Genomic DNA, 17,062 nt, shown 5'->3' on the forward strand with positions numbered 1-17,062 from the left:
CCAATCCACAGCACCCTGAAACTATTGTAGCATTCCGCTGGAGAGCGGTCTATAAATACTACTATTTTATTATACGAGGAACGCCTTATGAAAAATGCTAAAATTTCCCGCCGCAGCTTTCTGCTTGGCCTTGCCGCCTGCTCTGCCGCAGGCATTCTCACTGCCTGCAAGGGGGATGACACCCCCGCCAGCAGCGCTTCCACCTCGCCGGAAGCACCCGCTTCTTCCGTGAGCGAGCTTGAACCCATCGGGCTGTTTACCGTGGAAGATTTTCCCAAGCTGGACGGCAGCACTGCCTGCATCCCGCTGATGGCCCAGATGATGGCCGATACCACCGGCATCGATCTGGAAGTAGCCCAGAGCGGCATTTCGGTCAGCACCACGGCCTATGCGTGGGAAAACTTCGGCCTGTACCCGGATGAGGAGTACACTGCCAGGATGCTGGTGGTCTACGAAGCGCCGGACTACGTAAAGGAAGAGCTGAAAGAAGCAAACGCCCAGCTGGAACAGAAACCCATTGGCCGGGACGCACTGGTGTTCATCGTGAACGAGAACAATCCGGTCAAGAGCCTGACCCGGCAGCAGCTGAAGGATATCTATGCCGGTAAGATCACCAACTGGAAGGAAGTGGGCGGCGAGGATCTTGCCATCGTGCCCTTCCAGCGGGGCGAAGACTCCGGCAGCCAGACCCTGTTCCGCAAGCTGCTCATTCAGGGCAGCGAACTGATGGACCCGCCCACCGAGCTGGCTCCCGCTGCCATGGGTGAGCTGGTGGACAGCATCGCCGCCTACAACAACAGCGCCAATGCTATCGGCTTCTCGGTCTACTACTACATCGACCAGATGTACTCCCAGCCCGGCCTGCGTCTGCTGGCCGTGGACGGCGTGACCCCTTCCAACGACACCATCGCCAGCGAAAGCTACCCGCTGTGCAACGAGTTCTATGCCGTTCTCCATGCGGACGCTGCCGCCGACAGCCCGGAACGCCAGCTTTACGACTGGCTGGATACCGCCGCCGGACAGGACTGCATCAAAAAATCCGGCTATGTAGCGGTGGCACCCGCCACTGCAGCGAACAGTGCCGTCTGATCTTCTAGCAATTGACAGCTTTCTGCATTTCTGTTACAATATTACACATGAATGTTGAAACTTTTTTGCAAAGGAAGGCTCAATATGGACAATTCCTCCTCCCATGTGGAAAGCCGCTGGCGCACCCAGCTGCGCAACCGCATCATTCAGGCGTCCAGTCTGCTGGAAATTTTGCTCTCCGGCCTTGTGCTCATCGGCCTGCTGCTCAGCGCTGTGCCGCTCATCAAGTGGATGCCCGGCCTGCTGTTTGACGGCAACGAAGTGGAGATCCGCATTTTTCTGGAGCGGAGCCTTGACATCGTGATCGGCATCGAGTTCATCAAAATGCTGGCCAAGCACAGCCCCGGCAGCAGTCTGGAGGTTTTGCTGTATGCCATTGCCCGTCATCTGGTAGTGGGCCACGACTCCGCACTGGAAAACCTGCTCAGCGTGGGAGCCATCGCCCTGATCTTTATTGTGCGCAAGTTCTTCTTTGTGCCGGCCTTTGGTGCCCACCTGCCGGACGGCCATCCGGCACCGGATCTTTCTCCAAAGCAGAGCGGCATCCCGGCAGAGGAGTTTATCTCCCGTCTGAAAGAACGCGCCAAGGCCGAGGTGGCCGAGGCCATTCCTTCCGAAGAAGAGACTTTTGACGAGTACGATTTTGAGCAGGCCGCCCCGGAACCAAAATAACATAAACAAAAATGCCCCGCAGCACTGCCGGAAAACCAGCAGGCTGCGGGGCATTTTATAATGCTTTTATTTTTTATTGTGCTTTCCGAAGCGGTACTCTTTGCCCTCACGGATGCGCTGGATATTGGCGCGGTGCATATAGATCACCATGCCGGACATAAAGCCGGAGCCAATGGCACACACCAGCATATCACCGGCGGCATAGCCCTGCAGGGAACCGTAAATGATGGTCAGCACCGGGTAGAGTGCTGCCATGGCCACGCTGCCCAGCGACACCATGCCGGTGGGGATCAGGCACACCAGAAAGATAATGGCCAGAAACGGCAGCAGCACCGGCTGGATGGCCAGAATGGCACCAGCTGCCACCAGCACGCCCTTGCCGCCTTTGAACCCGAAGTACAGCGGGTACAGATGGCCCAGCACTGCAAAGATAGCGGCCAGATAGACACCCAGATACGGCGACATACCAGCATCGGCGGGCAGCATGTGGAACAGCCACCGGCCGATGCACACGGCCAGCACGCCCTTGAGCACATCGCCTGTCGCGGTCATGGCGGCAGCCTTCTTGCCAAAGGTGCGCAGCATGTTGGTCATGCCGGCCGCACCGCTGCCATGATTGCGCACGTCGTCATGATATACGAATTTGCTGACGAGGATGCCGGTATCCACACTGCCCAGCAGGTACGCCTGCAGGATGGTGGCTGCGGCGATCAGGATCGCTTTCATCATAGAAACGGATGCCTCCTTTGCGGGCGCTTACACGTCCTTTGCGCCCACTTCGCCGGAGCCGCGCTCGCGGATCACCAGACGGATGGGGGTGTGTTCCAGACCAAAGTTCTCGCGGATCTGGTTGATCAGATACCGCTGGTAGCTGAAATGGAACAGCTGCTTCGAATTCACAAAGGCCACGAACGTGGGCGGGCGGGTGGATGCCTGAGTCAGATAGAAGATCTTCAGGCGGCGGCCCTTGTCGCTGGGCGGCTGCATCCGGGCTGTGGCGCGGGCCAGCATCTCGTTCAGCACGCCGGTGGGCACGCGGGCACCGTTCTGGTTGTCCACATCGCGGATCAGCTGCATGAGCTTGTTCACATTGTAGCCGGTCTGAGCCGAGATGAAGATGATAGGAGCATAGCCCATAAAGCTGAAGCACTCGGCATAATCGCGGCGCTGCAGCTCCATGGTGTTGGTCTCCTTGCCTTCCACCGCGTCCCACTTGTTGACGACGATGATGCACGCCTTGCCCTGATCGTGGGCATAACCGGCCACCTTGCTGTCCTGCTCGGTAAAACCGACGGTGGCATCCACAAGGATCAGCGCCACGCGGCTGCGCTCCACAGCGGCCAGTGCGCGCACTACCATATAACGCTCCAGACCATCGGTGATGTTGCTGCGCTTGCGCAGGCCGGCGGTATCGGTAAAGATGAACTTGCCGTAAGCGTTGTCCACCGGGGTGTCAATGGCATCACGGGTGGTGCCCGCCTCGTTTGCCACGATCATGCGGTTCTCGCCCAGAATGCGGTTGGTCAGGCTGGACTTGCCCACATTCGGGCGGCCGATGATGGCAACCGGGATGCGGTCCTCTTCCACCACCGTCTCGCTGAAGTCCAGATGGGCGCACACAGCGTCCAGCAGGTCGCCGGTGCCGTGGCCGTGCACGGACGAAATGGGCATCACCTCGTCAAAGCCGAGGTTGTAGAACTCGTACATCTCCATGGGGGCATCGCCCACCTTGTCGCACTTGTTCACGGCCAGAATGATGGGCTTGTGGCTGCGGCGCAGCATGTGGGCCACATCCTCGTCCGCGGCGGTCAGGCCGTCGCGCACGTCCACCACCATGATGATGCAGTCTGCAGTGTCAATGGCGATCTGGGCCTGCTCCCGCATGTGGGCCAGAATGCCCTCGGTAGCCTTGGGCTCAATACCGCCGGTGTCCACCAGCAGGAAGTCATGGCCGTTCCACTCGCAGTTGGCAAAAATGCGGTCACGGGTAATGCCCGGCGTGTCCTCCACAATGGCAAGGCGCTGACCGCACAGCTTGTTGAACAGGGTGGATTTGCCCACGTTAGGGCGGCCCACCACTGCTACGATCGGTTTGCTCATAGGGGTTCCTCCTTTCTTACAACCCTCTCAGGCACGGCTTACGCCGCGCCAGCTCCCCCGAAAGGGGGAGCTTTTATCACTTCTGCCGAAAGATGCATAAAACCTCGCCCTTCGGGAGAGGTGGCATCGCGCAGCGATGACGGAGAGGGTTTTCTTTTATGCTCTTCTTCTCCTTGCAATGTGCAGGCCGCTGCGCAGCAGGGCGCGGGCTTCGTCGCCGCCAGAGGTCGGCAGCACCTCCACCTTCACGCCAAGGCGCTGGGCCAGCTGGTCGGTGGTGATGTCGTCCAGAAAGGTGTCTTTTTCCTCCCGCAGCATCACGGCGGGCACGCCCAGCGTGCCGCTGGTCAGCCTGCCCTCGCACTGAGCAATGATATCGGTCGCCGTTACAAGCCCGGCCACACCCACATTGCCGCCGAAGAATTTGTTCTTGATGGTGTGCACCGTCACCTCGACCATGGGGTACTGGCGGTGCAGCTCAGCCATCATCTGGTGGATGAGCGGCGAAGCCATTTCGCCCGTGACCACGTCCATCTTTTTGGTGCCGTAGATGCGGTGGGGCTTTTCCAGCTCCGCCAGAAATTCCGAGGCGTACAGGCGCATCATGCCCACGCCGTTTTCCAGCTGGTCGAAGTCCTCGTAGAACTCTTCCGGCGGGATGGGCCTGCCTGCCTTGAGGTACCATTCATCACTGGGGTAAATGATGCGCTTGCCGTGGCGGCGCTTGCACTCATCGCCGAATTCTTCCATGATGTCGATGACTTCGGCGCTGGTCTTTGCATCATACGGTGTCTGCTTGAACAGCTTCTCGCGGTAGTCCGTCACGCCGCAGGGCACCGCAGCGATGCTCTGCACCATAGGGGTCAGCTCCAAAAGGTCGGAGAGGGTACGGCGCAGTTCGTCGCCGTCGTTGATGCCGCGGCACAGCACCAGCTGACAGTTGACGGCGATGCCGCCCTCCACCAGACGGGGCAGATACTTGAGCACCTCGCCGCCGCGCTTGTTGGCCAGCATCCGCACACGGAGCTGCGGGTTCGTGGTGTGCACTGAAATGTTGATGGGCGAAATGTGCATCTTGATGATGCGGTCGATCTCGTGGTCCTGCATGTTCGTCATGGTGATATAGTTGCCGAACAAAAAGGAAAGCCGCTCGTCATCGTCCTTGAAGTAAAGGCTCTCGCGCATACCGGGGGGCAGCTGGTCGATGAAGCAGAACATGCAGTGGTTGGAGCAGGAGTGCTTCTGATCGCCCAGATAGGTCTGGAAATCGCAGCCAAAGGGGCCGCGCTCCGTGCGCTGCACATCCCACTCGCGGATGCCGTCTGCCACCCTTGCTTTCAGGTGGAAGCTTTTGCTGTCAGTGTAGAAATCGTAGTCCAGACTGTCGTTCAGCTCGTTCTCATCCACGCTCAAAAGCTCGTCACCCGGGCCAAGGCCCAGCGCTTCCGCTTCGCTGCCGGGTTCTACCCGTGCGATCTTCATTGCCACCGCATCCACCTCCTTTCAGACAGAACAAGAAGGGGAAGGCATGCGCCCTCCCCTTCTGTACATAACACCATTATGCCACCAATTACGCGCAAATTAGGCCTTCTTGATGACTTCCTCGCCCTTGTAGTAACCGCAGTTGCCACATGCCTGGTGGGGGAGCTTCAGAGAGCCGCAGTTGCTGCACTTGACCAGTGCGGGGGCCTCCAGCTTCCAAACATTGCTGCGACGCTTGTCGCGGCGGGCCTTGGAAAGATGTCTCTTAGGTACTGCCATATTTTTGCACCTCCTTGATGGGTTTATCAGTTCAGCAGTGATTTAAGGATTGCGAGCCTTGTGTCTACGGGAGCTTCGGCATGCTCTGCCGGCTGGCAGGTGCATTCCGCCTTCTTTTTGCCGCACACGGGGCAAAGCCCGGCGCAGTCGGCACTGCAAAGCAGCACCGTGGGGATCTGGAACATAAACTCCTGATTGAGCCATTCATCTATATCCAGATGTCCTTTTTCGTCCAGCGGAAGGTCAAAATCCGGGTCATCCAGATCCCGTTCCTTTACCGTCCACTCCGTATCGACCGTCTCCTCCCGAATGACCGGGTCCAGACAGCGGGCGCACTCTCCGTGCACCGATGCGTTTGCCCGCAGTGTCATCCGGATCTCGTCGCCGTCCGTCTCCGCTTCAAAAACAACGGTGACCGGCTGCGGGATCCTTGCCCCGGCATAATCATGTGCAGATAAATCACACTGAAACTCTGCATGATAGGGTTGTCTGCCGGTGGCGATAAACTTTCTCAGGTCAAATTGCATAGTACACCTCTAAAAGGCTGCTTTGTTAGTATAGCGCCAACGCAGCCCTTTGTCAACACCAAAACAGGCAGAAAACCGAAAAAATTTAAATTTCCCGGTTCTCTGCCTGTTCAAAGTGGTTCAGATCCCGATTTTCCGGAATTACAGGTACTTCTTCACATCGTGGGGCAGTGCAGCCTCGTCAGCGCTGACGGTAACAGTCACCTTCACGCTGTCGCCTGCAATGGCTGCCATCTCGTCCAGCACAACACCCAGACGGTTGATGTCATGATCCAGCACCTTCAGGATGCCGTCGATGTACAGGTCGGTGATATCGTAGTTGCTTGCCATCAGGCCGGCAACAAAGCCGTACAGCATTTCGCCGCCGGAGATCTTGTACTCGTCCAGGTCGATCAGACGTGCAGCAGGAGCGATGTCGTAGGTGAGCTTCATGCCCTTTTCAACGACGACCACGTTGCCCTTGGAGGTCTTGACCGCATCATTGATCTGGTCGATCATAGCCTTGGTCTTGCCGGAGCCCTTGGTACCAACAATCAGTTTAATCATAGTTCAGTCCTCCTGTATTTTCCACGCCTTGCGGCGGGAGATCATTTTTATTTACTTCAGCTTTGCTTCCAGCTCGGCGGTCAGGCCTTCGTAGCCCGGCTTGCCCAGCAGAGCAAACATATTCTTTTTATAGCTCTCAACGCCCGGCTGGTTGAAGGGATTAACACTGAGCAGATAACCGCTGCAGGCACATGCACGCCAGAAGAAGTAGATCAGGTAGCCCACATTGTAAGCAGTCAGGTCGTCCACCTCGATCAGCACTTCGGGCACGCCGCCGTCGGTGTGGGCGAGGATGGTACCCTCCATGGCCTTGCGGTTGACAATGCTCATGTTCTGGTTTGCCAGGAAGTTCAGGCCGTCAAAGTTGCCTTCCAGCGGGTCGATGAACAGATCCTGTGCAGGCTTCTTCACGTCCACGATGGTCTCGAACATGGTGCGGGAGCCTTCCTGAATGAACTGACCCATGGAGTGCAGATCGGTGGAGAAGATGCAGCTTGCGGGGAACAGGCCCTTGTTGTCCTTGCCCTCGCTCTCGCCGAACAGCTGCTTGTACCACTCGTTCATCAGGGCGAAGTCCGGCTCGTAGCATTCCAGAATTTCAACGCTCTTGCCCTTGCGGTACAGGATGTTGCGGATGGCAGCATACTTGTAAGCGTCGTTGTCCTTGCTCAGAACGGAGAAGCGCTCCATGGAATCGGCAGCGCCCTTCATCAGGTCGTCGATGCTGATACCGGCAGCAGCAATGGGCAGCAGGCCCACAGCGCTCAGCACGGAGTAGCGGCCGCCCACGTCGTCGGGGACCACGAAGGTGGGCCAGCCCTGTGCGTCGGCCAGCTGCTTCAGGGTGCCCTTGGCACGGTCGGTGGTGGCGTAGATGCGCTTGTTGGCTTCTTCCACGCCCATCTCCTTTTCCAGCAGTTCACGCAGCACGCGGAATGCCAGAGAAGTCTCGGTGGTAGTGCCGGACTTGGAAATGACGTTGATGGAGAAGCGCTTGCCCTTGCACAGGCTGATGATGTTGTTCAGGTAGGTGGGGCTGATGCTGTTGCCGCAGAAGTAGATCTTGAGGCCATTTTCCAGCTCGTTGTGGAACTGGCCCTTGACGGCCTCGATGACAGCGCGTGCGCCCAGATAGCTGCCGCCAATGCCGGCCACCACCAGCACATCGGAATCCTCGCGGATCTTTGCGGCGGCTTCCTTGATGCGGGCGAACTCTTCCTTATCATAATCACGGGGCAGATACATCCAGCCGAGGAAATCATTGCCCGGGCCGGACTTTGCTTCCAGCTGGTTATGGGCAGCTTCCACCTGCGGATAGATGGCTGCATATTCCTCTTCGCTGATAAAGCTGGAGAGGTGTTTTGTGTTCAGTGCGACGCTCATTTTATTATAACCTCCAAACGATTTGCCGGGCCTTTGCCCTGCGAGGAAATATCTTGGTATAAGTGTACCGTTCCCTCCGGGCAAAGTCAAGGTCAAAATCCTTGGATTTCATACAATTTTAATAGTGTTTTTTTGTTTCTTCATCCAGAATTGTTCACACAGACAGTTCCACGCAGCTTACCGCAGCGCACTTTTGTACGCTGAAGCGTGCATTCAGCTTTCGCAGCCGGTCAAAGCGTCCCACAACAGGCCGAATGCGGTGCCAAAGTCCATTTTTTCAGCATCGGCAGCGGCGCGCACCTCGTACTCGCCCAGTTGGGTCTCCCTGCTCAGGATGCGCACCGTGCCAACGGTCTGGCCCAGCTGCACCGGTGCTTCCAGCTCCTGCGGCAGATCCAGCTGCGCGGTGAGGGCGGCGGCGTTTTCCTTGGGCATCAGCAGCGTTTCGGGCAGAGCGGTGTAGTCCAGCGGTACGCTTTCCTCTGCACTGCCCTTTACTTTTATAAGAAGAGGCCGGTCCTCCATGGCGGGCAGCGGCACGGCGGCGTAGGCCGCAAAGCCGTAGTCCAGCAGGGTGGTGGCCGCTGTGAACCGCTCCGAGCTGGAGAGCGACCCCAGCACCACGGCGATCAGGTCCAGCCCGTCGCGGGTGGCGCTGGCGCTGATGCACACGCCCGCGCCGCTGGTGGTGCCGGTTTTCAGGCCGGTGATGCCGTTGTAGCGCTTGAGCAGCTTGTTGGTGTTCACCAGCTGGGTGGCACCGCCGCGCAGGGTGTCCGTCCAGATGCCGGTATAGTGCAGCACCTCCGGGCAGGTGTTCAAAATCTCGCGGCTCATGATGGCAACATCGTGGGCGGTGGAAAGATGCCCTTCGGTGTCCAGCCCGCAGGCATTGTGGAAGGTGGTGTTCACCATGCCCAGTTCTGCGGCGCGGGCGTTCATCATCTGCACAAAGCCCGGCTCGCTGCCGCCCACCAGCTCTGCCACAGCCACAGCGGCATCATTGGCAGAGGACACACAAATGGCTTTGATCATCTCGTCCAGCGTGAACTGCTCCCCCGGCTCCAGCCAGATCTGACTGCCGCCCATGTGGTAGGCGTGTTCACTTACCGGCACCAGCGTGTCCATGGCAATGCGGCCGTCGTGCACGGCTTCAAAGGTGAGCAGCAGGGTCATTACCTTGGTAATGGATGCAATGGGCATCTGCTGGTCGGCGTTCTTTTCATATAATATAGTGCCCGTCTGCTGGTCGATCAGGCAGGCGGCGCGGCAGGGCAGCTCCAAGGCAGGCTGTGCCGCCGCGGGCTGCACCGGCTGGGTCTGGTCTGCAGCTGCCTGCACCGCCGGGCTTTGCTGCCGCAGCCCATTGCCTTGCGCCGTGCCAAAGGCCAGCGCAAACAGCCAGAAGCACACCACCCCTGCACACAAAAGCGCCAAGTTTTTCCGCTCCATTTCGGTCCCTCCCTGCGCAATGTCTCTTGCTGAGAGAGTATGCAGGGGCCTTTTTGTTTAGAATATCCTGCGCCCGCACCGCAGCCCGCATTTTTTATTTTGTCTTTTTCTACAAAAGGGCTTGACTTTTGCCCACCTTATAGTGTAAATTGGAGATGGCCCAAAAAGGCCGTATTGCTTTAATTTGTGGAATTATTTTTTAGGAGGATACTATTATGATTCTGTCTCGTCGTTCTTTCCTGAAGATGGCTGGTCTGACCGTTGTTGCTGCTGCAGGTGCTTCCATGTTCACCGGCTGCGGTGCTTTCTCCACCACTCCTATCAAGGTAGTCGCCGTTGCGGGTTCTACCAAAGACTTCACTGATGCTGTTGCAGAACTGAACAAGAAGAAGCTGGTCGTATGGCCTGCTGATGCAAACGGCGATTATCTGAAGGGTTATCTGCCCAACTATCTGGCCGCTAATGGTCTCAAAGACTTTGAAGTCGTGAAGTACGAGTACAAGACCAAGAAGGATGCAAACGGTAAGGACTACAATTGTCTGGAAGTCATCGTCAAGTCCACTAAATAATTTTTCCAAGGTTCTCTTTGAGAGACGGGCGTTTGCCCGTCTCTTTTTGTTTTGTCCGCTTTCCAGCAAAAAAGTGCCTGCTGCTGTGCATCCGGTCTTGCGCCGCACCGCCGCTGTGATATATAATAAAGAGCAATGCAAACACCACTCCGTTTTTTGTCGAAAGGATACCCCCTCATGCGAGTTTGTTTTTATACCCTTGGCTGCAAGGTCAACCTGAACGAGACCGGCGCGCTGGAACAGATGTTCCGCGCCAACGGCTTTACCATTGCGCAGGAGAACGAGCCTGCGGATGTTTTTGTGGTGAACAGCTGTACCGTGACCAACTTTGGCGACCAGAAAAGCCGCAAGTGGCTGCGCCGCAAAAAGCGCGAGAACCCCGGCGCGGTCACGGTGCTTACCGGCTGCTACCCGCAGGCTTTCCCGGAGGAAGCCGCCCAGTTCACCGAGGCCGACCTTGTGTGCGGCAACGGCGACCGCAAGGCCATTTTAGATAACGTTCTCAAGCTGCTGGACGGCCATGAGCGCATTGTGGCCATCACGCCCCACCAGCGCGGCGAAAAATTTGAAGAGCTGCCCGTGGAGCGGTTCGAGACCCACACCCGTGCCTTTATCAAGGTAGAGGACGGCTGCAACCGCCAGTGTGCCTACTGCGTCATCCCACGGGCCCGCGGCCCGGTGCGCAGCCGCGACGAAGCCAGCATCCTAGCCGAACTGCGCCAGCTGGCGGCTTCCGGCTACCGCGAGGTGGTGCTCAGTGCCATCTCCCTGCCCAGCTACGGTCTGGATACCGGCACCAACCTTGTGGAGCTGGTGGAGCACTGCGCTCAGGTGGAGGGCATCCAGCGCATCCGTCTGGGCAGTCTGGACCCGGATATGCTCACGCCGGAGTTCATCACCCGCCTTGCCGCCGTGGAAAAGCTCTGCCCGCAGTTCCACCTGAGCCTGCAGAGCGGCTGCACTGCCACCCTGCGTCGGATGCGCCGCGTTTACACTGCCGAGCAGTACGCACAGGTGGTGGACCAGCTGCGCGCCGCCTACGGTGCGCGCCCGGTCAGCTTTACCACCGACTGCATCTGTGGCTTCCCCGGCGAGACGCAGGCCGATTTTGAAGAGAGCTGCGAATTTTTGAAAAAGATCGGCTTTCTCAAGGTGCATGTGTTCCCCTACTCCCGCCGCAGCGGCACCCCGGCCTACGATTTTCCGGAGCAGGTGCACGAGCGGGAAAAGCAGGAGCGCAGCCGCGTGATGAACGGCATCGCCGAGGAGGTGCGCCGCGAAGTGCTGGCCGCCTATGTGGGCACCGAGGACGATGTGCTGCTGGAGACCCCGCTTTCCGGCACGCTGTTCACCGGCTACACCCGGCTGTACATTCCGGTGGTGGTGTCCGCCCCCGGCCACGAAAGCGGGCAGATCGTGCATGTACGCTTGGGCGAATACGACGGCGAGCGTGTGCGTGCAGCACTTTGCTGAGTTTCTGCGCTTAAAACTGTTGATTCTGTACACGAGGACGAATACAACAAATTTTTAACAAATTTTGCGTTTTATCCCTTTTCATCCGGCACGCTTTATGCTAAAATGAAGGTGGATCATCCCGGGCACAGCGCTGTTTGCAGCAGTGCGTTACCAATGTGCCCTGTAACGCGCCCTGCGCGGCAGAACGCTGTCGGCAGCCGGGTGCAGCCCGTTTGTTTTTAGCAAAGCAAGGAGAGAATTGGAATGAGTTTCAGAGGAATCAATACCACGGTCATCCAGATCCGCCGTCAGGTGTTCACCGAGGTGGCACGCATGGCTTACGCCAACGTCAAGGGCGAGCAGGCCAACCACCTGATGCGCAAGATCCCCTACACCATCATCCCCGGCGAGGAAGGCAAGCTGCGCAAGGACATCTTCCTGGAGCGCGCCATCGTTGAGGAGCGTGTGCGTCTGGCCATGGGCCTGCCCACCCGCCGCATGGACGAGCACAACAGCGTCGTCTCCGGTCTGGAGGATGCTTCCATCGCCGATAAGTATTATGATCCCCCGCTGGTGAACGTGATCAAGTTTGCCTGCAACCGCTGCCCGGAAAAGCTGGTCAAGGTTTCCGACCTGTGTCAGGGCTGCCTTGCCCACCCCTGTATGGAAGTGTGCCCCAAGAAGGCCATCACATGGGAGAGCGGTCGTTCCATCATCGATCAGGACAAGTGCATCAAGTGCGGCCGCTGCGTCGGCGTGTGCCCCTACAACGCCATCGTCAAGACCGAGCGTCCCTGCGCTGCAGCCTGCGGCATGGGTGCCATCCACTCCGATGAGCTGGGCCGCGCCGAGATCGATTACAGCAAGTGCGTTTCCTGCGGCCAGTGTCTGGTCAACTGCCCCTTCGGTGCCATTGCCGACAAGGGCCAGATCTATCAGCTGATCCAGGGCTTCAACCGCGGCGACCGCATCTACGCGCTGGTAGCTCCCGCCTTCATCAACCAGTTCCCTGGTCTGGCTTCCACCGGCAAGCTCAAGGCCGCCCTGAAGGCCGTCGGCTTCTACGATGTGGTGGAGGTTGCCATTGGTGCCGACCTGTGCACCGTGGACGAAGCACACGACTTCCTGGAGGAAGTGCCCGGGAAGCTCAACTTCATGGCAACTTCCTGCTGCCCGGCATGGAGCATGATGGCAAAGACCGCTTTCCCGGATCTTGCCAAGAATATCTCCATGACCATGACCCCCATGGTGTTCACCGCCCGCATGATGAAGCAGAAGGACCCCGAGGCCCGTATGTGCTTCATTGGACCCTGCGCCGCAAAGAAGCTGGAAGCTTCCCGCCGCACCGTCCGCTCCGATGTGGACTTCGTGCTCACCTTTGAAGAGCTGGCCGGTATCATCGAGGCCAAGGATGTGGACACCAGCCTGCTGGAAGTGGACGAGGCCGAAGCTCTGCACGCTGCATCCGCAGCAGGCCGCGGCTTTGCACAGTCCGGCGGCGTTGCCAAGGCTGTTGCCGATAAGATCAAGGAATGGCACCCGGATATGGATGTCAAGATCGCATCCGCACAGGGCCTTGCCGAATGCAAGAAGCTGCTCATGCTGGCCAAGGCCGGCAAGTACAACGGCTACCTGTTGGAAGGCATGGGCTGCCCGGGCGGCTGCATCGGCGGTGCAGGCACCATTGCCGACCCCGCACGCACGGCCATCCAGCTGAACAAGTACGTCAAGGAAGCTCCCTTCGCCGACCCGGAGCAGAGCCCCTTTATGAGCGAGATCCACGTGCTGAAGGACGACCCCGACTTTGAACTTTAAGCGCTGATTTTTCAAGAACCGCTTCTCCTGCCGGAGGGGCGGTTCTTCGTCATCTTCGCCCACCATATTTTATCAATGTGCAACATTTCTGTGAAAGCTTCACGAAGCGGATTGACAATTTTGCACAGCCATGCTATTTTAGCATTGACAAACCGGTATTACCGCAATTGTTCAACGCCGCCTCTGTGGCAGGAAAGGCAGATCATTCATGACGAACACTTATAAGCGCGTAAGCGCCGCCCTGCTCTCAGTGCTGCTGCTGTGCATGTTCACCTTTAGTGCAAGCGCTGCTTCCAGCCTGAACGTAGGCATTAAATTCTGGAAAGAAAGATCCGATAAGGAATCCATGGCCAACACCGGCATCGATGCCAGCCGTGATGTCACCCTCACCCGCCAGTCCAACGGCACCTACACGCTCACCCTGCCCATCCAGCAGGTAAGCAAGATGGGTGTCACCGGCTATCTGTCCGGCCTGACCATTGGTGATGTGACCTACACCGGCACCGTCTCCGGCGATGTTGCCAAGGGCACCGGCGTGCTCACCATCAAGAACATGCCCGCCTCGGTGCTGACCGGCAGCGATGTGAACAAGGCACTCACCGTTACCTGCAACATTCAGATGGATCTGAGCGTGCTGGGCGAGATCAACACCGCGGCCCGCATGTGCATCTGGAACAAGTAAGCTTTTTCAAGCAAAGAACGGCGTTCCCCACCGGAACGCCGTTCTTTGCTTTTATCACTCCATGTGCTTTTCCACAAAGTCGCCAACCATTTTGTCCAGCTGCAGCACAGCGTTCTCGGCACCCTTCATCACCTTGCGGGTGGTGCGGCGCAGCTGGCGCTGGTTCTGGGTGGCGGCCATCACGCCCACGGCACCCAGTGCCGCCCCTGCGGCCATGCCAAGCAGCATCCCGGAAGAACTGGTGGATTCATGTTTCATAGTAAAACTCCTTTCGGTGAAAAAGATCCGGTCTCCGGCATTATTATTTCCTGTAAACTATCTGGTATCCGCTTTTTTTATGCAGAAATTTGTGGTATACTGTTCTACGATGTTTTAATGGGCGGGTGTGCCCGGCTAAAAAGCGCACTGCTCATTCCGCATACTGGTAAGGAGGTTCCTTATTTGATACACCCTGTTGAACCCAAAAAAGTCCTTTGCATCCACGATCTTTCCGGCATGGGCCGCTGCAGCCTTGCAGTGATCCTGCCGGTGCTGTCGGTCATGGGCGTGCAGCCGGTAGCCCTGCCCACGGTGGTGCTTTCCACCCACACAGGCGGGCTTGGCACACCTGCACGGCTGGACGGCTGCGCCTACGGCGAACAGGCGCTGGAGCATTACCATGCGCTCGGCGTGGAGTTTGACTGCATCTATACCGGCTATCTGGGCGGTGAGGATCAGGTGGCACTGGCCGAAAAAGCCTTTGCCCTCTGGCCCGCAGCCAAAAAGATCGTTGACCCGGTCATGGGCGACAACGGCAAGGCTTACTCCACCGTAACGCCTGCTTTGATCGACCGCATCCGTGCACTGTGCGGTGCTGCCGATCTGATTCTGCCCAACTACACCGAGGCACAGATCCTGCTGCAGCGCCAGCCGCAGACCGAGCTGCTCACCGATGAAGCCGCACAGGCTCTGGCTGACGAGCTGACCGCTCTGGCCCCCGGGGCTGTCGTCACCGGCCTGCCGCTGGGCAAATACATCGGCTGTGCAGGCAGCGGAAAAGACCGCTTTCTCATCAAAAAGCTGCACATCAGCCGCAGCTTTCCCGGCACCGGCGACCTGTACGGTGCGGTGCTCATCGGCTCGCTGCTGCAGGGCAACGCCCTGAGTGCCGCCGCCGACAACGCTGCCGAGTTCGTGGCGCTTTCCATCCAGAGCACGCCCGCCGCGCAGGATACCCGCTACGGGGTCTGGTTCGAACCGCTTCTGCCGCGCCTGTGCCCGGCAAGCTCGGCAGAATAAGGGGAGGTACACCGATGAACGAAAAGCCAACCTTGAACATCGTTCTGGTGGAGCCGCGCATCCCGCAGAACACCGGCAATGTGGCCCGCACCTGTGCCTGCACTGCCTGTCGGCTGCATCTGGTAGGCCCCATGGGCTTTGCCATCGATGATAAAAAGCTCAAGCATGCGGGTCTGGATTACTGGCACTACCTCGACATCAGCTATTACGACAGTCTGGACGAGTTCTTTGCCAAAAACAGCGGCCCCTATTACTATTTTACCACCAAGGCACCGCAGCGCTACACCGATGTGAGCTACCCGGACGGTGCATACCTCGTGTTCGGACGCGAGGATGCCGGCCTGCCCGAAGCCTTGCTTGCCGCCAATCAGGAGCACTGCATCCGAATGCCCATGCGCGACACCTGCCGCAGCCTGAACCTTTCCAACAGCGTGGCCGTGGGCGTGTATGAAGTGCTGCGCCAGTGGGACTTTCCGGAGCTTTTGGACCACGGACACTTACGAGACTACGAATGGAAATGAGGGACATTATGAGCAAGATCGCGATCCTGACCGATTCCTCCTGCGATATCCCGCAGGAGATGGCCGAAAAATACGGCATCGACATCATGAGTTTCCACATCCTGCTGGACGATGTGGACTACGTGGAGCGTGAAAGCTGCACCAACACCGAATTTTACGATAAGATGCGTGCCGCTAAGGGCGTGCCCTCCACTGCCGCCATCACCCCCATCCAGTTCTGCGAAAAATACTGCCAGTACGTGGACGAGGGCTATACGGATGTCATTCATGTACCCATCAACAAATCCGGCTCTTCCACCTACAATAACGCCCTCATGGCACAGGGGATGCTGCGGGAAGAGCGCCCGGAGCACCACTTGAAGATCCATCTGCTGGACCCCCACACCTATTCCATGGTGTTCGGCTGGTATCTGTGCGAAATGGCCCGCAAGCTGAAGAACGGTGCAGAGATCAGCCATGTGATCCGGGAGTTTGAAAAGCAGATGGACTGCATGGAGATCGTTCTGGGCCCCTATAGCCTGAAGCAGATGAAAAAGAGTGGACGCATCTCTGCTGCTGCTGCTGTTATGGGCGAGCTGATGGGCATTCGTCCCATCATCACCCTGATCGACGGCAAAACCAAGGTGGAAGCCAAGGTACGCGGCGATGACAAAGTGGTGCCCGCCATGGTGGAGCTGTGCAAACAGCGCAGCGAAGGCGTGGAGAACTTTGATTATATGATCGGCCACACCAACATCCCGCAGACCGCCGATCTGGAAAAGGCCTGCCGCAAGGCCTTTGGCAAGCCGCCGCTGCTGGTGTTTGAGCTGGGCGGTGTCGTTTCCGCCAACACCGGCCCCGACACGGTGGCTCTGGTATACACCGGACACCCCAGAGGGTAACACACGATTTTAATAGCCTCCGCTTTCGCTCTGGCTATTTCAGCGGTAATTCTATTTTTATTTTGAGGTTCCGAAAAGCCTGCGGGCTTTTCGGAACCTCTTTTTCACCGGAAGGGTCCAAACCAAAAACTGCATCTGTACCTGATTCTGCGAAAATTCGTTGCAATCTGCCAAAAATTATGCTATACTGCCTTTTGCTGTGCTTTTTGTGCGGCATCCTTTCAGAGCAACTTAGGATTTTAGGCTCCCCGGCGTGTCTCGAACCATGCCGGGCCAAACTCACAGGGGCTGGCGGCCCTGTGCGGTCAAAATCATCCCGCTGGAGTATTAT

General features: G+C 58.0%; 18 protein-coding genes and 1 riboswitch. Of the genes, 9 read left to right on the plus strand and 9 right to left on the minus strand.

What is annotated here, in order from left to right; translation table 11 throughout:
• Positions 1-87 precede the first annotated feature (87 nt).
• Together GKG34_RS02790 and GKG34_RS02795 are read left to right on the plus strand one after the other, a co-directional pair.
• Entirely contained in the window at positions 88-1,089 is a 1,002-nt protein-coding gene (locus tag GKG34_RS02790; protein WP_154255551.1) for a substrate-binding domain-containing protein, read from the plus strand.
• A gap of 84 nt (positions 1,090-1,173) precedes the next feature.
• Positions 1,174-1,761 carry a transporter gene (locus GKG34_RS02795; RefSeq protein WP_154255552.1) on the plus strand — a complete coding sequence of 196 codons (588 nt, stop codon included), beginning with the start codon at positions 1,174-1,176 and terminating at the stop codon, positions 1,759-1,761.
• Between the two features lie 66 nt (positions 1,762-1,827).
• On the opposite strand, the gene plsY is transcribed toward GKG34_RS02795, so the two are convergent.
• The 8 genes from plsY to GKG34_RS02835 all read right to left on the minus strand — a co-directional run bounded on the left by plsY (position 1,828) and on the right by GKG34_RS02835 (position 9,530).
• Positions 1,828-2,490, minus strand: a complete 663-nt coding sequence (gene plsY, locus GKG34_RS02800; RefSeq protein WP_154255553.1) for a glycerol-3-phosphate 1-O-acyltransferase PlsY — start codon at positions 2,488-2,490, stop codon at positions 1,828-1,830.
• Between the two features lie 27 nt (positions 2,491-2,517).
• Positions 2,518-3,861 (minus strand): ribosome biogenesis GTPase Der, encoded by a 1,344-nt coding sequence (gene der, locus GKG34_RS02805; protein ID WP_154255554.1) that lies wholly within the window; start codon positions 3,859-3,861, stop codon positions 2,518-2,520.
• Positions 3,862-4,017: 156 nt separating this feature from the next.
• Positions 4,018-5,349 carry a DUF512 domain-containing protein gene (locus GKG34_RS02810; RefSeq protein ID WP_347563417.1) on the minus strand — a complete coding sequence of 444 codons (1,332 nt, stop codon included), beginning with the start codon at positions 5,347-5,349 and terminating at the stop codon, positions 4,018-4,020.
• A 93-nt stretch (positions 5,350-5,442) separates the two neighbouring features.
• Positions 5,443-5,622 carry a 50S ribosomal protein L32 gene (rpmF, locus tag GKG34_RS02815; RefSeq protein WP_005920250.1) on the minus strand — a complete coding sequence of 60 codons (180 nt, stop codon included), beginning with the start codon at positions 5,620-5,622 and terminating at the stop codon, positions 5,443-5,445.
• Between the two features lie 26 nt (positions 5,623-5,648).
• Entirely contained in the window at positions 5,649-6,149 is a 501-nt protein-coding gene (locus GKG34_RS02820) for a YceD family protein (RefSeq protein ID WP_154255555.1), read from the minus strand.
• Positions 6,150-6,290: 141 nt separating this feature from the next.
• Positions 6,291-6,695, minus strand: a complete 405-nt coding sequence (locus tag GKG34_RS02825; protein ID WP_005944262.1) for a hypothetical protein — start codon at positions 6,693-6,695, stop codon at positions 6,291-6,293.
• A gap of 51 nt (positions 6,696-6,746) precedes the next feature.
• On the minus strand, positions 6,747-8,078 hold the full coding sequence (locus GKG34_RS02830; RefSeq protein ID WP_154255556.1) for a glucose-6-phosphate isomerase: 1,332 nt from the start codon (positions 8,076-8,078) through the stop codon (positions 6,747-6,749).
• A gap of 213 nt (positions 8,079-8,291) precedes the next feature.
• On the minus strand, positions 8,292-9,530 hold the full coding sequence (locus tag GKG34_RS02835) for a D-alanyl-D-alanine carboxypeptidase family protein (protein WP_097781643.1): 1,239 nt from the start codon (positions 9,528-9,530) through the stop codon (positions 8,292-8,294).
• 215 nt (positions 9,531-9,745) lie between these two features.
• On the opposite strand from GKG34_RS02835, the gene GKG34_RS02840 reads away from it, so the two are divergent.
• The 4 genes from GKG34_RS02840 to GKG34_RS02855 all read left to right on the plus strand — a co-directional run bounded on the left by GKG34_RS02840 (position 9,746) and on the right by GKG34_RS02855 (position 14,051).
• Positions 9,746-10,099, plus strand: coding sequence for a twin-arginine translocation signal domain-containing protein (locus GKG34_RS02840; RefSeq protein WP_154255557.1), 354 nt, complete (start codon positions 9,746-9,748; stop codon positions 10,097-10,099).
• Between the two features lie 177 nt (positions 10,100-10,276).
• Positions 10,277-11,572: a tRNA (N(6)-L-threonylcarbamoyladenosine(37)-C(2))-methylthiotransferase MtaB gene (mtaB, locus tag GKG34_RS02845; RefSeq protein WP_154255558.1), complete on the plus strand. Its 1,296-nt coding sequence runs from the start codon at positions 10,277-10,279 to the stop codon at positions 11,570-11,572.
• A 246-nt stretch (positions 11,573-11,818) separates the two neighbouring features.
• Entirely contained in the window at positions 11,819-13,369 is a 1,551-nt protein-coding gene (locus GKG34_RS02850) for a 4Fe-4S dicluster domain-containing protein (protein WP_005944276.1), read from the plus strand.
• Positions 13,370-13,577: 208 nt separating this feature from the next.
• Positions 13,578-14,051: a hypothetical protein gene (locus tag GKG34_RS02855; RefSeq protein ID WP_005944280.1), complete on the plus strand. Its 474-nt coding sequence runs from the start codon at positions 13,578-13,580 to the stop codon at positions 14,049-14,051.
• Between the two features lie 54 nt (positions 14,052-14,105).
• On the opposite strand, the gene GKG34_RS02860 is transcribed toward GKG34_RS02855, so the two are convergent.
• Entirely contained in the window at positions 14,106-14,309 is a 204-nt protein-coding gene (locus tag GKG34_RS02860) for a hypothetical protein (protein WP_044954007.1), read from the minus strand.
• Positions 14,310-14,492: 183 nt separating this feature from the next.
• On the opposite strand from GKG34_RS02860, the gene GKG34_RS02865 reads away from it, so the two are divergent.
• From GKG34_RS02865 to GKG34_RS02875, 3 genes are read left to right on the plus strand one after another with little or no spacing between them, the layout of a single operon-like run.
• A complete protein-coding gene (locus GKG34_RS02865; protein WP_242821961.1) occupies positions 14,493-15,329 on the plus strand; it encodes a bifunctional hydroxymethylpyrimidine kinase/phosphomethylpyrimidine kinase in 837 nt (278 codons plus the stop codon).
• Between the two features lie 14 nt (positions 15,330-15,343).
• On the plus strand, positions 15,344-15,850 hold the full coding sequence (locus GKG34_RS02870) for a tRNA (cytidine(34)-2'-O)-methyltransferase (RefSeq protein ID WP_005944287.1): 507 nt from the start codon (positions 15,344-15,346) through the stop codon (positions 15,848-15,850).
• Entirely contained in the window at positions 15,841-16,731 is an 891-nt protein-coding gene (locus tag GKG34_RS02875; protein ID WP_005944288.1) for a DegV family protein, read from the plus strand. Before GKG34_RS02870 ends, GKG34_RS02875 begins: the two co-directional genes overlap by 10 nt.
• A gap of 224 nt (positions 16,732-16,955) precedes the next feature.
• Positions 16,956-17,056, plus strand: a riboswitch (PreQ1-III riboswitch).
• Positions 17,057-17,062: the final 6 nt, after the last annotated feature.

It is taken from the genome of Faecalibacterium sp. BIOML-A4 (assembly GCF_009679665.1).
Classification (GTDB): Bacteria; Bacillota; Clostridia; order Oscillospirales; family Ruminococcaceae; genus Faecalibacterium; species Faecalibacterium taiwanense.

Coding starts and splice junctions, on each gene's coding strand:
- GKG34_RS02870 (WP_005944287.1), top strand. CDS start 15,344: ATGAACGAAAAGCCAACCTTGAACATCGTTCTGGTGGAGCCGCGCATC.
- plsY (WP_154255553.1), bottom strand. CDS start 2,490: ATGATGAAAGCGATCCTGATCGCCGCAGCCACCATCCTGCAGGCGTAC.
- GKG34_RS02850 (WP_005944276.1), top strand. CDS start 11,819: ATGAGTTTCAGAGGAATCAATACCACGGTCATCCAGATCCGCCGTCAG.
- GKG34_RS02855 (WP_005944280.1), top strand. CDS start 13,578: ATGACGAACACTTATAAGCGCGTAAGCGCCGCCCTGCTCTCAGTGCTG.
- GKG34_RS02835 (WP_097781643.1), bottom strand. CDS start 9,530: ATGGAGCGGAAAAACTTGGCGCTTTTGTGTGCAGGGGTGGTGTGCTTC.
- rpmF (WP_005920250.1), bottom strand. CDS start 5,622: ATGGCAGTACCTAAGAGACATCTTTCCAAGGCCCGCCGCGACAAGCGT.
- GKG34_RS02825 (WP_005944262.1), bottom strand. CDS start 6,695: ATGATTAAACTGATTGTTGGTACCAAGGGCTCCGGCAAGACCAAGGCT.
- der (WP_154255554.1), bottom strand. CDS start 3,861: ATGAGCAAACCGATCGTAGCAGTGGTGGGCCGCCCTAACGTGGGCAAA.
- GKG34_RS02795 (WP_154255552.1), top strand. CDS start 1,174: ATGGACAATTCCTCCTCCCATGTGGAAAGCCGCTGGCGCACCCAGCTG.
- GKG34_RS02860 (WP_044954007.1), bottom strand. CDS start 14,309: ATGAAACATGAATCCACCAGTTCTTCCGGGATGCTGCTTGGCATGGCC.
- GKG34_RS02820 (WP_154255555.1), bottom strand. CDS start 6,149: ATGCAATTTGACCTGAGAAAGTTTATCGCCACCGGCAGACAACCCTAT.
- GKG34_RS02875 (WP_005944288.1), top strand. CDS start 15,841: ATGGAAATGAGGGACATTATGAGCAAGATCGCGATCCTGACCGATTCC.
- GKG34_RS02830 (WP_154255556.1), bottom strand. CDS start 8,078: ATGAGCGTCGCACTGAACACAAAACACCTCTCCAGCTTTATCAGCGAA.
- GKG34_RS02790 (WP_154255551.1), top strand. CDS start 88: ATGAAAAATGCTAAAATTTCCCGCCGCAGCTTTCTGCTTGGCCTTGCC.
- GKG34_RS02840 (WP_154255557.1), top strand. CDS start 9,746: ATGATTCTGTCTCGTCGTTCTTTCCTGAAGATGGCTGGTCTGACCGTT.
- mtaB (WP_154255558.1), top strand. CDS start 10,277: ATGCGAGTTTGTTTTTATACCCTTGGCTGCAAGGTCAACCTGAACGAG.